Here is a 17,625-nt window from a genome sequence, read left to right on the forward strand (position 1 = left end):
GGTTGTGAGACGTTATGCCTCTGAATTTGCCTACCATTATTGTCATCGGGTACAACCGCCCCAAGAGTCTGAGCCGATTGCTGAGCTCGCTGCGCAAGGCGCATTTTCCACCGGGCAACGTGCGGCTGGTCATCAGCCTGGATAACTCCGGTATGGAAGAACCGCGCGAGGTTGCGGAAGACTTCGATTGGCCGTTTGGCGAAAAGCGCATCATCGCTCACAAGACTCGCCTCGGACTACGACAGCATGTACTCAGCTGTGGCGATCTGACCGAGGAATACGGCGATGTCATCATCCTTGAGGATGATCTTTTCGCTTCGCCGTACTTCTACCAATACACTACGGCGGCCCTCGGCTCTTACGCGGATGACGCGAATATCGCCGGGATAAGCCTGTACAGCCAGCAGTTCAACCAGACCGCAAATCTTCCTTTTACGCCTGTCGATAACGGAAATGCCGACGTCTACTTCATGCAGCTAGCGGCATCCTGGGGGCAGGCCTGGTCGCGGTCACACTGGGTTGGCTTCCGCGCGTGGATGGAGAAAAACGGCACGGATATCGCTCACATCGACAACATCCCTGCGGATATCCGCAGCTGGCCTGAATCGTCGTGGTTGAAGCTCTACAACGCTTACATCATTTCGCGGAACAAGTTCTTCGTGTATCCGTACCGGTCGCTCACCACGAACTTTGGCGACCCGGGGCAGCATTTCAATATCGCGTCGTCGCGCTTCCAGGTGGCCATACAACAGCAGAACATTGATTACCAGTTCGCCCCTCTTGAAAGCAGCCTGGCCAAGTATGATGCGTTCTGCGAACTGCTCCCTGAAAGCGTGAAAAAACAGAATGAAAGGCTCGCCGCCTACGACTTCACCGTAAACCTCTACGGTTGCAAGGATTGCCGCAGCGGGTTGCAGCTGACTCGTACCGGTCAGAAAGGATTATTCAATTTCAGCTTATCTATGAAACCCATGGAGCTCAGCGTCATGCATGACATAGAGGGCGACGGCATTGCCCTGATCGATTCTGCCGAACTGAATAGCGCCAGCCTGACCACCCCGAAAACCGAATACGACATGTACCGCTTTTTCTACAAGTTTCCGTCGGTGCAGGTCATTCTCTTCGGCTTTCGCGAGCGCGTTCAAATCCTGCTTCGCAGCGCCAGATCACGATAAACGACTACCCGATTCAAACGAATCCAACTCATTGCAATTACGACCGGAGTGTCAAATAAATGGAACGCAAAAAGGCTTTAATCACGGGTATCACCGGACAGGATGGCTCTTACCTCGCAGAGTTTCTGCTCGAGAAAGGCTATGAAGTCCACGGGATCAAGCGTCGGGCTTCGCTGTTCAACACCCAGCGCGTCGATCACATCTATCAGGACCCGCATGTTGAGAACAAAAACTTCGTGCTACACTACGGCGACCTGTCGGATTCGTCCAACCTGACTCGTATCCTGCAGGAAGTGCAGCCCGATGAGGTCTACAACCTCGGCGCTCAGTCCCACGTAGCCGTCAGCTTCGAAGCGCCGGAATACACCGCCGATGTCGATGCCATGGGTACTCTGCGCATCCTCGAGGCGATCCGCCTGCTGGGCCTGGAGAAGAAGACCCGCTTTTATCAGGCGTCTACCTCAGAGCTCTATGGCCTGGTGCAGGAAACGCCGCAGAAGGAAACCACGCCTTTCTACCCGCGTTCGCCCTACGCTGTTGCCAAGCTGTATGCCTACTGGATCACCGTGAACTACCGCGAAGCCTATGGCATGTATGCCTGCAACGGCATCCTGTTCAATCATGAGTCGCCCCGCCGCGGCGAAACCTTCGTCACACGCAAGATCACCCGCGGCATGGCCAACATCGCCCAGGGCCTGGAAAGCTGCCTGTACATGGGTAACATCGATTCGCTACGTGACTGGGGTCATGCCAAGGACTACGTGCGTATGCAGTGGATGATGCTGCAGCAGGACCAACCCGAAGATTTCGTGATCGCCACTGGTGTGCAGTATTCAGTGCGCGAATTCATCAGCTGGTCCGCCGCCGAACTGGGCATCAAGCTGCGCTTCGAAGGCACCGGTGTGGACGAGCAGGCCATCGTCGAAAGCGTCGAAGGCGATCAAGCGCCGGGCGTCAAGGTGGGTGATGTGCTGATGCGTGTCGATCCGCGCTACTTCCGTCCGGCCGAAGTGGAGACCCTGCTGGGTGATCCGACCAAGGCCAAGACCAAGCTGGGCTGGACGCCTGAAATCACTGTTCAGGAAATGTGCGCCGAGATGGTCCGCGAAGATCTCAAGGTAGCCAAGCGTCACGCCCTGCTCAAAGAACATGGCCACGACATCCCGGTCACCGTGGAGGGTTGAGTATGCAACAGGATCTCGACCAGCGAGTCTTCGTGGCGGGACACCGGGGCATGGTCGGCTCAGCCATCGTGCGCCGGCTGGAGGCCCTCGGTTATCGCAACATCATCACCCGCAGCCGGCAGGAGCTAGATCTGCTCAGTCAGGCGGCGGTGAGTGCGTTCTTTGCGGAAGAACGCATCGACCAGGTCTACCTGGCTGCGGCCAAGGTCGGCGGCATTCACGCCAACAACAGCTATCCGGCAGAATTCATCTACGAGAATCTGATGATCGAAGCCAACATCATCCATGCCGCACATGCCAATGATGTTCAGCGGTTGCTGTTTCTCGGCTCGTCGTGCATCTATCCCAAGAATGCCGACCAGCCGATGCGCGAGGAAGCCCTGCTGACCGGCGTGCTGGAGCCGACCAACGAGCCCTATGCCATCGCCAAGATCGCCGGCATCAAGCTCTGCGAAAGCTACAACCGTCAGTACGGTCGGGACTACCGCAGCGTCATGCCGACCAATCTGTACGGCCCGCATGACAACTATCACCCGGAAAACAGCCACGTCATCCCCGCCCTGCTGCGTCGTTTCCATGAAGCGGCCCAGCGTGGCGACGAGGAAGTCGTGGTCTGGGGCAGCGGTACGCCAATGCGTGAGTTTCTGCATGTGGACGATATGGCCGCCGCCAGTGTCCACGTGATGAATCTGGATAGCAGCACCTATCAGCAGCATACCCAGCCCATGCTGTCGCACATCAATGTGGGCACCGGTCAGGATTGCACCATCCGCGAATTGGCTGAAACCATCAGCCAGGTGACCGGATTCCAGGGTCGCCTGACTTTTGATGCCAGCAAGCCCGACGGCACGCCGCGCAAACTGATGGATGTGTCGCGCCTGGCAGCGCTGGGCTGGAACGCACAGATCGGGCTGGAAGATGGCCTGCGGGATGCGTACAGCTGGTTTGTAGAGCACATGGACGAGGCGCGTGGCTGATATGTTTCTCGAAGCGGACGCCTTTCGATCAATAGTTGCCAGCACGCCGCTGGTTTCGATTGACCTGATCGTGCAAAACCAGAGCGACGAGATCCTCCTGGGCCAGCGGTTGAACCGCCCGGCCCAGGGATGCTGGTTCGTTCCAGGCGGTCGTATCTACAAGAATGAAAATCTCGATGCCGCTTTCAGACGACTGACTGAAACCGAATTGGGACAGACATTCTGCCGTGAAAGCGCCACTCTGCTTGGCATATTCGAACATTTTTATAGTGACAGTGTGTTTGGTGACACTCCTGACACCCATTATGTAGTGGTAGCCTACGCCTTGAAATTGTCGTCCGGGAGCGAACTGCAGCCGCCAGCAATCCAACATGACCTTTACCGATGGTGGTCAAGGCCGGACATGCTGGCCTCGGATGAGGTTCATGTGCACACCAAGGCCTATATAGCCTGATTCACTGATCCCGGCCGACATATGGCGGGGAACTTATTGCCGGCATCAGGGCCAAATTCTGTTGTCGAACGGCTGCTCGATCCCCGCAGCCGCGACCAGCCTCAACACAGAAAGGGAAATCGCCATTGCTCAAGCAATTGCTTGCATACAGGAACCTGCTTTTCATTCTTATTCTGTTGAACTCGGAAGTCTTTTTCCTGACTGACGATAAGAAAGCTGGCATCCCCTTTCTACGTGAACTGTATCTGCTCGGTGTTATCGCTGCTGCGGGCGCGCTGTTTGTAACCTGGCGGCGGGTCTATCAATCGAAAACCGCCCTCTGGATCGTGTTCCTCGGGCTGCTTTTACCCGTGTCGTCAGCCGTTCTCGCCAACCTCAACTACGGACAGCCTCTGGTCTACGGTCTGCTCGAAGAACGCCGCAGCTTCATGTGGTTGAGCTTTTTTGTCGCGTTGCTGCTGCTGATAAAGACGGCGCCTAGCCAGAAGCACCTTGAGAAGTATTTCCTGTACTCCGCGCTCTTCGCGACGTTCATCGGCTTCATGTACTACCTCAGCATCATCCCCGATAACGCGTCGGTTTCCTTCGCCAAGGATGAGGTTGACTGGGGTAACAATCCGCTACGACCCAACCGTTACCGTATAGGCTCGGGTTACGTCACAATCGCGGTATTCATGTTGCTGTATCAGCTCAAGGAAAAACTGTCGGTCGGTAAACTGGCGCTGGTTCTGTATTTTGCTGCCTATCTCTGGCTGGTGATCCAGACCCGCGGCACCATGGTTATCTGGGCGCTGGCGGCACTCTGGATCTTCCGCAACCGTATCGACTCGATGATCAAGGTCGGTGCGATGGCGGGGCTGATACTGGTCGCTTCGTTCTTCCTGATTCCTGAATTCTGGGCCGAGCAGATAGAGCGGTTCAACCTGCTGTTCGAGGAAGCGACCACCGGCCCTGGGGTACGGGACAACACCATCGCCACGATCCTGCAGGCGATCAAGGAGAATAACTACATCGGCAAGGGCGCGTTGTCGCTGCAGTGGAACGAAGGCTTCCACTCGCTATATAACCCGCATTTTTACCTCTCGGATGTCGGGATCGTCGGGGTCTACCATCGTTACGGCTTCCTGACTCCGTTTATTGCCGTCATCTTCTATGGCATGTACCTGCGCATAATGAGTCGCTGCAAGCACAAGGGCGATCTGCTCGCAGCCTTCCAGCTGAGCTTCATGTTCAGCATGTTCAATATGTTGCTGTCCAATTCCATCATGTACGGAGGGGATATGCTGGGCATTACAACCGCTTGCTTCCTCTATTACTCCAAGGTGCAAGCAACCGAAACTACGTCGCCTCGACAATTCAACCGGGTGAGCAATGGTCCACTTCAGTATCGTAACTATAAATTGGAATAACCTGGCTGGTCTCAAGGAGACCTACCAGAGTGTTGTCCGGCAGTCCCATCGTAACTTTACCTGGATCGTTATCGATGGTGCGTCCAATGATGGAGCGGTCGAATGGCTTGGACACATCAACGATCCGCAGGCGGATATCACATCCGAGCCGGACAAGGGTCTGTATGACGCCATGAACAAGGGACTGGTCAAAGGTTCGGCGCTGCCCGGCTATACGATCTTCCTGAACAGTGGTGACATGCTGTATGACGAAACCGTACTGGAAAAGGTCGCCGCAGCCGTCGAACAAGCAGAAGTCCGTCCTAAATTCATCTATGGCGACTTCTATCTGCGCACCGGTAGCCGCAAGCTCATCAAATCGTTAGCCAAACCGATCGACAAGCTGTTTATCGGCATGCCCTCGAGCCACCAGGCAATGTATTTCGAAAATGAGCATCTGAGTACCGTACGTTTTCGCGACGATTACAAACTGTCGGCTGACTACTGCATGATCATTGAATTCACCAACGGTATCGAGAAGCCGCGCGAAGTGTTGCAGCTTGCCGAGCCGTTGTGCATCTTCGATTTGACTGGCGTTTCCGAACAGCGGCGGTTTGCGGCCATCAAAGAGGATGTGCACATCCGCAGGCGCTTCCTCAAGCTGTCCTCGTTCAAAAACTACGTTCTGTATGGATTGCATTACATCCATGCCCACATCAAGTCGATCAAGGCCGCATTGGACAAGCGGGCGGCCTGAACGCAGTCAATTCACAGAATGCGCATTTGTAGGCTGTTTTCAGATGCCAGGGAGGTTGCATTGAAAGCTTTTGATATTGAATTCTACGAAGGCTCCGAGGAACAGCTGGTCGACGAAATCCGGACGACCAGCCAGGAAGACTTCAGTTATATCGTCACCCCCAATGTCAATCATGTCGTTCAACTCAAGGATGACAGGCAACTGCGCGCCGCCTATGACCAGGCCAGCCATCGAATATGCGATAGCCGCGTCCTGCTCCCCTTCCTGAAGATCTGCAATCTGGATCTCCAGGAGGCCATACCTGGCAGTACGCTGACCGCGCGTCTCATACACCTGGCCGACCAGCTGAACTGGAAGGTCTGCGTGGTCGGCTGTGAAGCAAATAACATGATGCTACTGCGGGAAAAATTTCCCGGTATCACTTTTTATCACCACTACCCTCCCATGGGCTTCATCAAGGACGAACAGGCTACTGCGGCCTGTCTGGATTTTATCGTTGATCACCCAGCACAACTGGTGGTGTTCGCGCTGGGTTGTCCAACCCAGGAAATATTGGCGCAGAAAGTTTTCCAAACTGGCAGGGCCAAGGGCGTTGGTCTCTGTGTTGGCGGCTCGCTTAACTTCCTGTCCGGAGCGGTGCCACGGGCACCCGAATGGGTTCAGAAGCTTTATCTCGAATGGCTGCACCGCATCTGCAGCGAACCGCGCCGACTGACCGGGCGTTACGCACGCGACGGCGTCCGGTTTATTCCCATACTCGTCAAGCAGCTCAGAACCAAACAGCCGCTATCATATAAAGGAGCTTAGAAATGATCCCCATCATCATGTCGGGCGGCACCGGCTCACGCCTTTGGCCGCTCTCGCGCCAGCTGAATCCCAAGCAATTCTTGCCGCTCGCGGATGACTCGCTGTCAATGCTGCAAGCCACGATCAACCGCCTGGATGGCCTTGATATCCAGCTGCCAAGACTGATCTGTAACGAAGAACATCGATTCCTTGCCGCAGAACAAATGCGCAAGTTGAAGATGGAAGAGGCGCCCATCCTGCTCGAGCCGGTCGGCCGCAATACCGCCCCGGCAGTAGCGCTTGCGGCACTGCAAGCAGTTGCCGATGGTGATGATCCAGTGCTTCTGATTCTGGCCGCTGATCACCTGATTCAGGACGAGGCGGGCTTTCGTGAGCGTATCGGCGTCGCTTTGCCACTTGCCGAAGCGGGCAAGTTGGTCAGCTTTGGTGTGGTGCCCACGCACCCGGAAACAGGCTATGGCTATGTACAGAAAGGCGCGCCTGAGGGGGATGGGGGCTACAAGGTGGCCAAGTTCGTCGAGAAACCGGACCTCGATACCGCCAAGGACTACCTGTTATCGGGCGATTTCTACTGGAACAGCGGCATGTTCATGTTCCGTGCCAGCCGGTATCTGGAAGAGCTGGAAAAATTCCGTCCCGATATCCTCGCCGCCTGTCGCAAGGCCATCAGCGCCAGCAGCCAGGACATGATTTTCACGCGTATCGACAAGGAAGCGTTCATCGCCTGCCCTGAAGATTCTATCGACTACGCCGTCATGGAGAAAACCGCCGACGCAGTGGTGGTCCCGCTGGATGTAGGCTGGAGCGACATTGGTTCCTGGTCCGCGTTGTGGGAAGTCAGCTCGAAGGACGAACAGGGCAACGTCTTCAAAGGTGATGTGCTCAGCGATAACACTCAGGGAACCTACGTACACGCCGAACACCGGCTAGTGGCGACCGTAGGCGTCGAGGATCTGGTGATCGTCGAAACCAAGGATGCGGTAATGGTCGCTCACAAGAGCCAGACCCAGGAAGTCAAACGCATCGTCGAACAGCTCAAGCGCGACGATCGCTGCGAGTATCTCAACCACCGGGAAGTGTATCGGCCCTGGGGTGTGTATGACTCCATTGACAATGGCCAACGCTATCAGGTCAAGCGCATCACCGTGAAGCCGGGCGCCAAACTGTCGGTGCAGATGCACCACCACCGCGCCGAGCACTGGATCGTGGTATGCGGTACAGCCCGTGTTACCAATGGTGAAGAGACTTACATGGTCACTGAAAACCAGTCGACCTATATTCCGATCGGTCAGGTGCATTCACTGGAAAATCCCGGTGTGATTCCGCTTGAACTTATCGAAGTGCAGTCGGGCTCCTATCTCGGGGAAGACGACATCATCCGCTTTGCTGACAATTACGGACGCGTGACGGAAGCCGAGACAAAGTCATCCGCTACCTAATCTGGATTCGATAACCCCCGGGCTGCGAATAACAACACCGGGGGACCAAGGAGCAACTCCAATGAACTATCGAAGTGTCAGCGACCTGGCGAATCTGACTAACAAATACGCAAGCAAGGTGCCTCACGATGTCGACCTCGTTGTAGGGATTCCACGCAGCGGTATGCTGGTAGCCAGTATCATTTCTTTGAAGCTGAATCTGCCGCTTACCGACCTTTATTCCTTTCATCGCAACGATGAACTGAAAAAAGGCAATACACGCACCTACAAGCACGCGCACCTGGCGCATCCCTGGGATGCAAAAAAGATCCTGCTGGTGGATGACAGTATTGCCTCTGGCAATTCCATGCTGGCTGCGGCTGAAATGGTCAAGTCGGTGTATCAGGGCGCGGTGATTACCATGGCGGCCTTCGCCCAGAAGGAGAACACCGGCAATGTTGATCTGTATTTCGAAACGGTCGAACAGCCGAGGCTATTCGAGTGGAATATTCTGCACCACAACCTGATGAGGCACGCTTGCCTGGATATTGATGGCGTGTTGTACGTGCAGCCAGCCGCAGCCGATGTGCACGATAATGAAAGCTGCGCCGCATTTGTCGAAAACGCAACGCCACTATTTACCCCATCGGTACCCGTTGCGCATTTGATTACCTGTCGACCGGAGAAATACCGAGCGCAAACGGAGCAATGGCTCGAACGTCATGGTGTCGAATATGGTCAGCTTCACATGCTGAATAGCGCCGGTGAGACAGGTGCGAAGGATGACGCCATAACCGCGTTCAAGGCTGATATCTATAATCAGGACCCCCACGCGATATTATTCATCGAGAATGATGAATATACCGCCATGGATATCATGCGGCTGACCAGCAAACCGGTTTTCTGCATCCAGTCCAATCAGATGTATGCACCGGGTATGAGTCTTCCGGCATTGAAGACACAGGTAATGCGTAAAAGTCTGACCTTCAGGCGCAAGGCACTCGGCAAACTACGGCGTCTTATGTCTGGGTCCCACCTGCCGACCGAGCCCTGACAGCTGTTCAGGCCGGCGGTGCATGGTGCATTACCGCCAGCCTATCCCAGCCATGCATCTAACCTTTTTTGGGACCGAAATCAGAGCAGTCGTCCTTGGCTGCATACTTTTTCAAGAGCGCTACCTGCGGTCGTTTTTCACCGTTCTTGGGCTCTATCGAGAGCTTGTAATTGCCCCAGGAAGGCCCGGCCGCCCAATAATTGATCGGGATGCAATTCTCATTGAGGTAGGCCAACAGTTTATCCATGGCATCCAGCCAACGCTCATCGTCGTTGGGAATGCCGAACTCGCCGATATGTCCTCTCTTGCCGTGCTCTTTCAGCCAATCGACGAAGGGCTCAACGCGGTTCACACCGATCATCGGCTCAAAATCCTTGCCTGGCCCTTTCTTATAACTGCCGCTGGCGTCTTCATCGATATACACATGGGCGGAAAATACCATATTGTCGGCCGGGTCCTTGAGCTTCAATAATTCGTCAGCGTAGCGTGGCCAGCGAGCGGCGCTCGACCACGACGCCCCCTCGATCAACAGCGGCCGCTTCTTGTCGTGCTCGCGCACACCATCGATTCCCGCCTGTGCCGCTTCAGGCCACAGCTCGTCAGCCGAACCATAGGGCTCGTTCATGATGTCATAGGCGAAGAGCGCGTCATGACCATGCCAACGCTTGGCAATACGCTCCATCAAATCCTGGTAGGCACTCACTGGGACCTCGTCGGTCCCGATCACCTTCTTGCGGTAGCGTGCGTAATTGTGCACGTCCAGAATGACCTTGATGTCATGTTCCTTTGCCTGGTCGAGCATGTCGTCGACCAGCGAGGCGTACACGCTGTCCAGCTCGGCATTCAGGCTTGGCTGCAGACGCTCCCACTTCAGCGGAAACCGCACGGTGCGTATGCCCTGCTCGCTCCAGTATTCAAAGTAGCCCTCCGGCGGGAAAAAATAATGCGTGCCGTGCTTGCCCGGCAGCTTGCCCCCGGTGAACTCGGCACCCGCAACGTTGATACCGATCATATCAACCGCCGCATGCGTCACTGTTGCGCCAGCTGATAGCAGGCTAAACGTGCCGAACATCAGCCATTTACGAACTGTCTTCAGGCCTGGTTGTCTCATTGTGTAGATCCTCCTGATGGGTTTTTCGATGGCCGCCCGGATAGTGCGAGGCCATGACAATTTCTCCGAGAATTCGACGACTCAGCTGAATGGCTATCCCTATCGAGTCATCCGACAACCTGTGTACCAGGAATCAATTCCAGGACCTGAATTGAACCAATAACCGTCGAAACGTACTCATATGAACCATTGTGTAATACGAGGTCCTCGATGACTAACTCTCTGCTCAAGCGTCACGACCCCCTGATCAACAAACTGCTGCTGATCGACGAGAATCAATCTGATGCGCTGTTGCAGAAGCTCGCTGCCATTGACTCTCCCACGACGCTGGCGTTCCTTAATCAGCACGCCTATAACCTCGCGCAGCAGAATTTGCCAATGCGGCGTCGTTTTTCCCAGATGTCCTATCTGTTGCGCGACGGCATCGGCGTCAAGATCGCCTGCAAGCTGAATGGAAGAGCTCCCCTGGCAAACATGAACGGTTCGGACTTCATCCCCAAGGTGGTGGACTACCTTATCCGCACCGATGCCGACCGTTATCAATTTTTCGCGCTGGGAACCCGTGAGCCCTGGTTATCCAAGGGCGCCCGTCGCCTCTTCCAGGGTCATCCTTTTCATGCCATGGACGGATTCCAGCCCGAAGAAAGCTATGCGCAATACGTTGAGAGGCATTGTGATAGCAATAAAGTTCCCGTGATTGTGCTGGCAATGGGCATGCCTAAACAGGAGGAAGTGGCTATCAGGATCAAACGTGAACTGGACATGCCCGCGCTGTTGATCTGTGGCGGCGCGATCCTGGACTTTTCTGCGGAGCGCTTTACCCGTGCACCGCTGATATTCCGCAAGACCGGGCTGGAATGGGCGTACCGCCTTGGCAAGGAACCAAAGCGGCTATTCAAGCGTTATGTGATAGGCATTCCTCAGTTCTTCTATTACGTCGGCCGGAACGGGTTTGGAAGTGCGCCACGCGACGCCAAGCATCAGGTAATAGAGTAACCCACTGGCCCTGTCTGTTTGGTGGGGTCCAGATCCGCGTCCGCCGTTCCCCCTTCGCTGCCCCGCTTTTTCTTGCTGCGTCCCGATCCGACTTTGTGCGTATTGGCGAGCACGGCAATGGCGCAGAGCACCACGTAGGTCGCTGCGTTGGAGGGTATCTGCAGATTGAAGTCCGTCAATGAATGCAGCATCAACGCCACTATCCCGAGCACCGCGCCACAACCGACACCGCTTCGATAGAGCGAGCGCTGCTGAGTCATTGCTTTCAGCGCATAGAACAGAGAAACCAGCACGAACAACACCAGCGGTAGGCTTCCAACCACGCCGTATTCGATGAAGAACTGCAAAAAATCGTTATGCGCATGATCATAATGCAGCGGTAAACCACCAGCGTAGGGTGGGAACACTGTCTCGAAGCTCCCCGCTCCCTGGCCGACCCAGGGCCGGTCGGCTGCCAGCGGAAGCGCCTGATTGAACACGGTGCCGCGCAACTCATTGGCTTGCTCAACCACCGCACCGTCGACCACTACGTCGGTCAGCCGCGTATTGACCAGCCGTTCCTTAAGCCGATCCAGACCGAAGTACTGACTGACTATCAATATGTCGATCAGCAAAATGCTCGCCAACAGCAGCCCGTTACGCAGCCGGTGCTCCTTGTCGAACAGCAGAAATAACCCGCCCGCCAGCAGCAGGCTCGAGAAGAAGGCGGTGTTGCCCATGCGCGAATGGGTCATGACCAAACCAATAACCATAATGATCAAGGCCAGGCGCAGCCGCATCTTGGGCCCCATCATGGTTTCAAACAGCCCCGCCCAACGGAACCTGCCAACCTGCCGCAGGGCCAGCAACAGCCCAACACCTGCCGCCAGGGTCAACTCAAGATAACCCGCCAGATGATTGCGGTTAACGAAGGTGCCGGTCGCATGGCCTACATGATGGTCCTTGGGCCCGATAATCAGCCATTCAAGTCCTGAAAGCGTCATGATGGTTCCGTAGAACGCTTGAAGAACACCACTGACTACCAGGACACCGAGTAAGACCGACAGCCGCTTGCGCGTCCGGAACAGGCCAATCACGAGCATATAGAGCAGACAATACGCCAGCCCCAGCATCAGATACTGAAAGGTCGCGGTCGAATCACGGGTCAGTTCGGCCCCCAGCTGGAGTCCCACCCAAGCCTGGGCCGCAACCAGCAGCCCCAGCGGCAACAGGGCTTTTCTGAACCCCGAGCCCAGAGAAAGGTTCTGTAGCATCTGCAGAATCAGCCAGACACAGGCAAGACTGCCCACAGCGAAGATCAGCAGTGCGGCTGACCAGTCCCGATTACTGCCGAGCGGTAAAGGTAACCAGACGAGCAAACAGAGCAGCCCGGCGAGCACAAGGCGTTCAGCGGTCTTGAAATAGCGGGTCATTCAGGCGCTTCCTACGACTTTGAAAAGGAATACTTCCGCCCTGTCAGGCGTACCAATTGTGTGGCTTTGTTAAGTCCATTGTCGAGGTCAGATGATGGCCATCTGCATAAAACCTGCATCCTTGGCCGACAGCTGGTTTACGCACCTGTACGCGGTTACTACACTCGGGCAAAGACAGGCTCCCGGGTTGCCGATTGGCGGGTAGTTCGGCATGGTCTGCTCCACACCCCGACAAAGGATAGCGGCATGCAGGTCGAATTCATCGAAATACGCGATCACCTTAGCCGCTTTCCGCCGTTCGATGGGCTGGACGAGGACGTGCTCAATGACGTCGCCCCTCAGATCGAAATCAGTTACGTCCGCGCGGGCACGGACATTTTGCAGTTCGGCGAGGACAGCCATTATCTCTATTACGTGCGCAGCGGAGCAGTCGAGATCTATCGCCGCAACGGCGATCTGTATAACCGGCTGACCGAGGGCGACATTTTTGGACACTTTGGTCTATTACGCGATAACAAGGTGCGCTTCCCAGCCAGGGCAATCGAAGACAGCCTGCTCTATCTGATCCCCGACAGACTGTTCAAACAGTTATGCGATGAGCACGACAGCTTCGCAGATTTTGTCGAGGCCGAAGGCCAGTCCCGGCTGAAAACGGCCGTGGATACCCAGGCCAAGGCCAGCGAGCTGATGAAGATCAAAGTGCGCAAGCTGGTGTCGCGTACGCCAGTGACCGCGCCGATGACAGCGACCATACGCGAGGCAGCCGGCATCATGACCCAGGAGAGCGTGTCGTCTCTGGTCATCGTCGACCCTGAATCCGGCCCCGCCGAAACCAGCAGCGGACCGGCACCTGCCGCACAGCAGGTCATGGTCGGGATCATCACTGATCGGGATTTTCGTACCCGCGTGGTGGCCGAAGGACTTCCAGCGCAAACCCCGGTCAGCGAAGTCATGACCGGGCATCCGATCACCATGCAGGCTGATGACTCGGTGTTCGAGGCCATGCTGTGCATGTTGCGCAACAATATCCATCACCTGCCGGTCGTTCATCGGCGACGCCCGATCGGGGTTATCAACCTGTCCGACATCATCAAGTACGAATCCCAGAGCAGCCTGTATCTGGTCAACAACATATTCAACAAGCAGAGCATCAAGGATCTGACCAGATTGCTGCCGGACGTGCGCGCCACCTTTGTCCGGATGGTCAACGAGGAGGCCAGCGCGCAAATGGTCGGCAGCGCGATGTCGAGTATTGGCCGCAACTTTACCCAGCGCCTGCTCGAACTTGCCGAAGGGCAACTGGGCCCGCCGCCCGTGCCCTATTGTTTCATGGCGCTAGGCTCGATGGCGCGGGACGAGCAGCTGATCGTCTCGGATCAGGACAACGCGTTGATCCTGGATGATAGTTTCGTGCCCGAGCAGCATGACGCCTACTTTCTGCAGCTGGCAACACTGGTCAGTGATGGCCTGGCTGCCTGCGGCTACACCTACTGCAAGGGCGGGATCATGGCCACCAACAGCAAATGGCGGCAGCCGCTCAAGGTATGGAAGAATTACTTCAACAACTGGATCGAGCGGCCCAACCCCGAAACGCTGCTGAACAGCTCGATCTTTTTCGATCTGGATAGCGTGTATGGCGAAGCCGAGATGGTCGAGTCGTTGAGGGATCTGCTGGCTGAGAAAGCCAGCCGCAACGAACCCTTCCTCGCTGCGATGGCGCGCAATGCGCTGAACCGCACGCCGCCCCTGGGGTTTTTTCGCACCTTTGTCATGGAAAAGGACGGCGAGCAGAAGAACGTAATCAACCTCAAACGCCGCGGTACTGCCCCGCTGACCGATCTGATCCGCGTGCATGCGTTGGCCTGTGGTACCAAGGCGCAGAATTCCTTTGAGCGTCTCGATGCTATCGCGAAAACCAAGCTCATGCCTCCTGAGGCAATAACCCGGCTGCGCTACGCCCTTGAATTCTTGACCAGCGTGCGCATCCGCCACCAGGCAATGGATATCGATCAGGATCGCGAGCCGGACAACAACATCGAACCGGAAATGGTCACGACGGCTGAACGACACAATCTCAAGGAAGCCTTCCAGATTCTCAGCAACGCGCAGAAATTTCTGCGTTACCGCTATCCCAGCCTGCAATCGACGCGGGCGCTATGACGGAACGCCAGCGCCGGTCCGCCCAGGCCGAACACACGCCAGACTGGCGCACGCTGTTCGCCAGCCTGGCCCGTACCGCTCGCCATCCGCATCTGGTTAAGTATTACCAGAGCGGTGCGGTCGCCGCCGATACGCCATTGGACGAAGTGCCATTGATGGCCCTGGATATGGAAACCACCGGCCTCGACCCGAAGAAACACGCCATTCTCAGTATCGGTCTGGTACCGATGAATCTCGAACGGATTCGCTGCCAGGGCTCGCTCTACCGGGTCGTCAAGCCGCCATCGGAGCTAAGCAGTGAATCCGTAGCGTTCCACCGCATCACCCATTCGGATATCGAGGCTGCGCCGCCTCTCGCCGAAGTGCTGGAAGAGCTGCTCGATGCCATGGCCGGAAAGGTGATGGTGGTGCACTACCGCAATATAGAACGAGCGTTCCTCGATCGGGCGTTGCAGCACTATCTCGGTGAGGGCATCCATTTTCCGGTAATTGACACCATGGATCTGGAAGCACGCATCCATCCCAGGCAGAAAACCGGGCTGCTCAACTGGCTGCTGCGCCGGCCACCGGAATCCATTCGCCTGGCAGACAGTCGCCGCCGTTATGGTCTGCCGCAATACCAGTCCCACCATGCGTTAACGGACGCGTTGGCGACAGCCGAGCTGTTACAGGCCCAGGTCGCCACGCATTTCCGGACGGACATTGCTGTGTGCGAGTTATGGCGCTAGGGTCTGTTCCCGTTTCATCGCGGCCGCGACGGAGGGCCGTTTGGTGCAGAACAAGGCGCGAGGAGCGAAGTTTGGTTGTTCCAAATAAGCAACGAGTAACGCAGTGCTGCGCTAAACGGGCCCCGTCCCTTCGGGTTGCGTGGCAAATGACGCCATGCGGCGTTGCGGGACTTGGGAAGGGAATAACCATTACCTGCGTCCCGCGCCTTGCCTGGCGCCATTTGACACAGCAACGCGGCTCGCGATGAAACGGGAACAGACCCTAGTCAGCATCCGGTGACCGCGCATTAAAAAAGGCGCGACCTTGCGGACGCGCCTTCTCTTCCCACTTTGCGTTATCGTGGCTCGGAGCGTAGCCCCTTGATGATCGCCACACACCCGACCAGCAGCACAACGGTGAATGGCAGCCCGGTGGATACGGCCATCGCCTGCAGCGCGACCAGACCGCCGCCAAGCAGCAAGGCGATAGCTATCACCCCTTCGATGATGACCCAGAACACCCGTTGCGGAGCCGGGGCATTGATCTTGCCACCCGCGGTAATCGCATCAATCACCAGTGAGCCGGAGTCCGAGGACGTGATGAAAAACACGACCACCAGGATGATGCCGATAAAGGAGGTAATCGCTGCCAGGGGTAGCTCGCTCAGCATGACGAACAGCTGAAGCTCAAGGGCGGCGTCCTGCACGCCGGTAAACCCTGCAGTCAACTGACTGATACCCGTCCCGCCAAAGGCGGTCATCCACAACACCGATACCAGCGTCGGCACCAGCAGAACCGAAATCAGAAACTCACGCACCGTGCGGCCGCGGCTGACGCGCGCGATAAACATCCCGACAAAGGGCGACCAGCTGATCCACCAGGCCCAGTAGAAGGCAGTCCAACCCTGACTGAAGTTGGCATCCTCTCGTCCTATCGGATTGGACAGCGCAGGCAGATGCATGAGATACGAGCCGAGGTTATCGAAAAACCCGGTCAGAATGGCCAGTGTCGGCCCCATGATAATGATGAAGCCCAGCAGCAGGATGGCGAGCCCCATGTTCAGCTCTGATAACCGCTTGACGCCCTTGTCCAGCCCAGCCAGGACCGATACCAGCGCGACCGCTGTAATGGCGACGATCAACAGTACCTTGACGGCGTTGGTCGAGGTGATACCAAACAGATAGTCGATACCGCCCGCGGCCTGCTCGGCGCCCAGGCCCAATGACGTGGCAAGACCAAACAGCGTGGCGAATACCGCGAGCACATCGATAACGTGTCCGGGCCACCCCCACACGCGCTCACCGAGTATTGGATAGAATATCGAGCGGATGCTCATCGGCAGGCCCTTGTTGTATGAAAACAAGGCCAGCGCCAGCGCCACGATGGCGTAAATAGCCCAGGGGTGCAGGCCCCAATGGAAGATGGTTGCAGCCATACCCAGCCGGGCCGCAGCTTCCACATCACCCTCAGCCCCACCCAACGGCGCCCAATCCGTGCGCGCGCCGCCTTCGGCAACTTCCGTTCCACCCATCGCAGCGGAATAATGCGACATGGGCTCGGAAACCCCATAGAACATCAAACCGATCCCCATGCCCGCGGCGAACAGCATGGAAAACCAGCCGAGATAAGAGTGGTCCGGCACGGCTTCCTTGCCACCCAGGCGAACCTTGCCCAGTGGGGAGACGATGAGGAACAGGCAAAGGATGACGAACACGTTGGCTGACGCGATGAAGAACCAGCTCAAATGTCCTGTAAGCCAGTCTCGAATCGCGTTGAATATCGGCGCCACTTCATTCTGCAATGCCAGGGTCAACATTACGAAGACGAGGATGGTCAACGACGAGATCAAAAAGACCTTGCCGTGGATATCCAGCGATAGGGAAAACTCCCCGGTGATATTGTCCTGACCGATCACGTAATCGGTATCGATCAGATTGGTTTCTCCACTGGGCGCCGGAATGCCTTCCAGGTTTTCTGGGGCTGGCTGGTCGGAGGGCCGTTCTTTATCCATGTATGGATACTCC

The 17,625-nt window shown here is 56.4% G+C and carries 15 protein-coding genes; 12 read left to right on the top strand and 3 right to left on the bottom strand.

All coding sequences use genetic code 11. From position 1 onward, the window contains the following. Positions 1–14: 14 nt before the first annotated feature. The 9 genes from FZE95_RS13935 (at position 15) to FZE95_RS13975 (ending at position 9,214) form a co-directional block, all read left to right on the top strand. A complete protein-coding gene (locus FZE95_RS13935) occupies positions 15–1,175 on the top strand; it encodes a glycosyltransferase (protein ID WP_150301468.1) in 1,161 nt (386 codons plus the stop codon). Between the two features lie 59 nt (positions 1,176–1,234). Beyond that, positions 1,235–2,359: a GDP-mannose 4,6-dehydratase gene (gene gmd / locus FZE95_RS13940; protein ID WP_150301469.1), complete on the top strand. Its 1,125-nt coding sequence runs from the start codon at positions 1,235–1,237 to the stop codon at positions 2,357–2,359. A gap of 2 nt (positions 2,360–2,361) precedes the next feature. Beyond that, positions 2,362–3,336 carry a GDP-L-fucose synthase gene (gene fcl / locus FZE95_RS13945; RefSeq protein ID WP_150301470.1) on the top strand — a complete coding sequence of 325 codons (975 nt, stop codon included), beginning with the start codon at positions 2,362–2,364 and terminating at the stop codon, positions 3,334–3,336. 1 nt (position 3,337) lies between these two features. Next, positions 3,338–3,790 carry a GDP-mannose mannosyl hydrolase gene (locus FZE95_RS13950; RefSeq protein WP_150301549.1) on the top strand — a complete coding sequence of 151 codons (453 nt, stop codon included), beginning with the start codon at positions 3,338–3,340 and terminating at the stop codon, positions 3,788–3,790. Between the two features lie 125 nt (positions 3,791–3,915). Further along, positions 3,916–5,199, top strand: coding sequence for a hypothetical protein (locus tag FZE95_RS13955; protein WP_150301471.1), 1,284 nt, complete (start codon positions 3,916–3,918; stop codon positions 5,197–5,199). After that, positions 5,162–5,935, top strand: a complete 774-nt coding sequence (locus FZE95_RS13960) for a glycosyltransferase (RefSeq protein ID WP_150301472.1) — start codon at positions 5,162–5,164, stop codon at positions 5,933–5,935. Before FZE95_RS13955 ends, FZE95_RS13960 begins: the two co-directional genes overlap by 38 nt. A 60-nt stretch (positions 5,936–5,995) precedes the next feature. Beyond that, positions 5,996–6,742: a WecB/TagA/CpsF family glycosyltransferase gene (locus FZE95_RS13965; RefSeq protein ID WP_223825073.1), complete on the top strand. Its 747-nt coding sequence runs from the start codon at positions 5,996–5,998 to the stop codon at positions 6,740–6,742. Between the two features lie 2 nt (positions 6,743–6,744). Then, positions 6,745–8,181: a mannose-1-phosphate guanylyltransferase/mannose-6-phosphate isomerase gene (locus tag FZE95_RS13970; RefSeq protein WP_150301474.1), complete on the top strand. Its 1,437-nt coding sequence runs from the start codon at positions 6,745–6,747 to the stop codon at positions 8,179–8,181. A gap of 61 nt (positions 8,182–8,242) precedes the next feature. After that, complete coding sequence (locus tag FZE95_RS13975) at positions 8,243–9,214, top strand: phosphoribosyltransferase family protein (RefSeq protein WP_150301475.1); 972 nt, start codon at positions 8,243–8,245, stop codon at positions 9,212–9,214. A 58-nt stretch (positions 9,215–9,272) separates the two neighbouring features. On the opposite strand, the gene FZE95_RS13980 is transcribed toward FZE95_RS13975, so the two are convergent. After that, entirely contained in the window at positions 9,273–10,325 is a 1,053-nt protein-coding gene (locus tag FZE95_RS13980) for a glycoside hydrolase family 5 protein (RefSeq protein WP_150301476.1), read from the bottom strand. 210 nt (positions 10,326–10,535) lie between these two features. Between FZE95_RS13980 and FZE95_RS13985 the strand changes: the two genes are divergently transcribed. Further along, positions 10,536–11,321 (top strand): WecB/TagA/CpsF family glycosyltransferase, encoded by a 786-nt coding sequence (locus FZE95_RS13985; protein WP_150301477.1) that lies wholly within the window; start codon positions 10,536–10,538, stop codon positions 11,319–11,321. Here the strand turns inward: FZE95_RS13985 and FZE95_RS13990 are convergent. Further along, positions 11,306–12,733, bottom strand: a complete 1,428-nt coding sequence (locus FZE95_RS13990) for an O-antigen ligase family protein (RefSeq protein ID WP_150301478.1) — start codon at positions 12,731–12,733, stop codon at positions 11,306–11,308. The genes FZE95_RS13985 and FZE95_RS13990 overlap by 16 nt on opposite strands. Before the next feature lie 246 nt (positions 12,734–12,979). On the opposite strand from FZE95_RS13990, the gene FZE95_RS13995 reads away from it, so the two are divergent. Further along, positions 12,980–14,893: a DUF294 nucleotidyltransferase-like domain-containing protein gene (locus FZE95_RS13995; RefSeq protein WP_150301479.1), complete on the top strand. Its 1,914-nt coding sequence runs from the start codon at positions 12,980–12,982 to the stop codon at positions 14,891–14,893. Further along, positions 14,890–15,621, top strand: coding sequence for a 3'-5' exonuclease (locus FZE95_RS14000; RefSeq protein ID WP_150301480.1), 732 nt, complete (start codon positions 14,890–14,892; stop codon positions 15,619–15,621). The genes FZE95_RS13995 and FZE95_RS14000 overlap by 4 nt, the downstream gene beginning before the upstream one ends. A 335-nt stretch (positions 15,622–15,956) precedes the next feature. Here the strand turns inward: FZE95_RS14000 and FZE95_RS14005 are convergent, their stop codons facing one another. Then, a complete protein-coding gene (locus tag FZE95_RS14005; RefSeq protein ID WP_150301481.1) occupies positions 15,957–17,612 on the bottom strand; it encodes a BCCT family transporter in 1,656 nt (551 codons plus the stop codon). Positions 17,613–17,625 lie beyond the last annotated feature (13 nt).

It is taken from the genome of Pseudomonas profundi, from assembly GCF_008638305.1.
Lineage (GTDB): Bacteria > Pseudomonadota > Gammaproteobacteria > Pseudomonadales > Pseudomonadaceae > Halopseudomonas > Halopseudomonas profundi.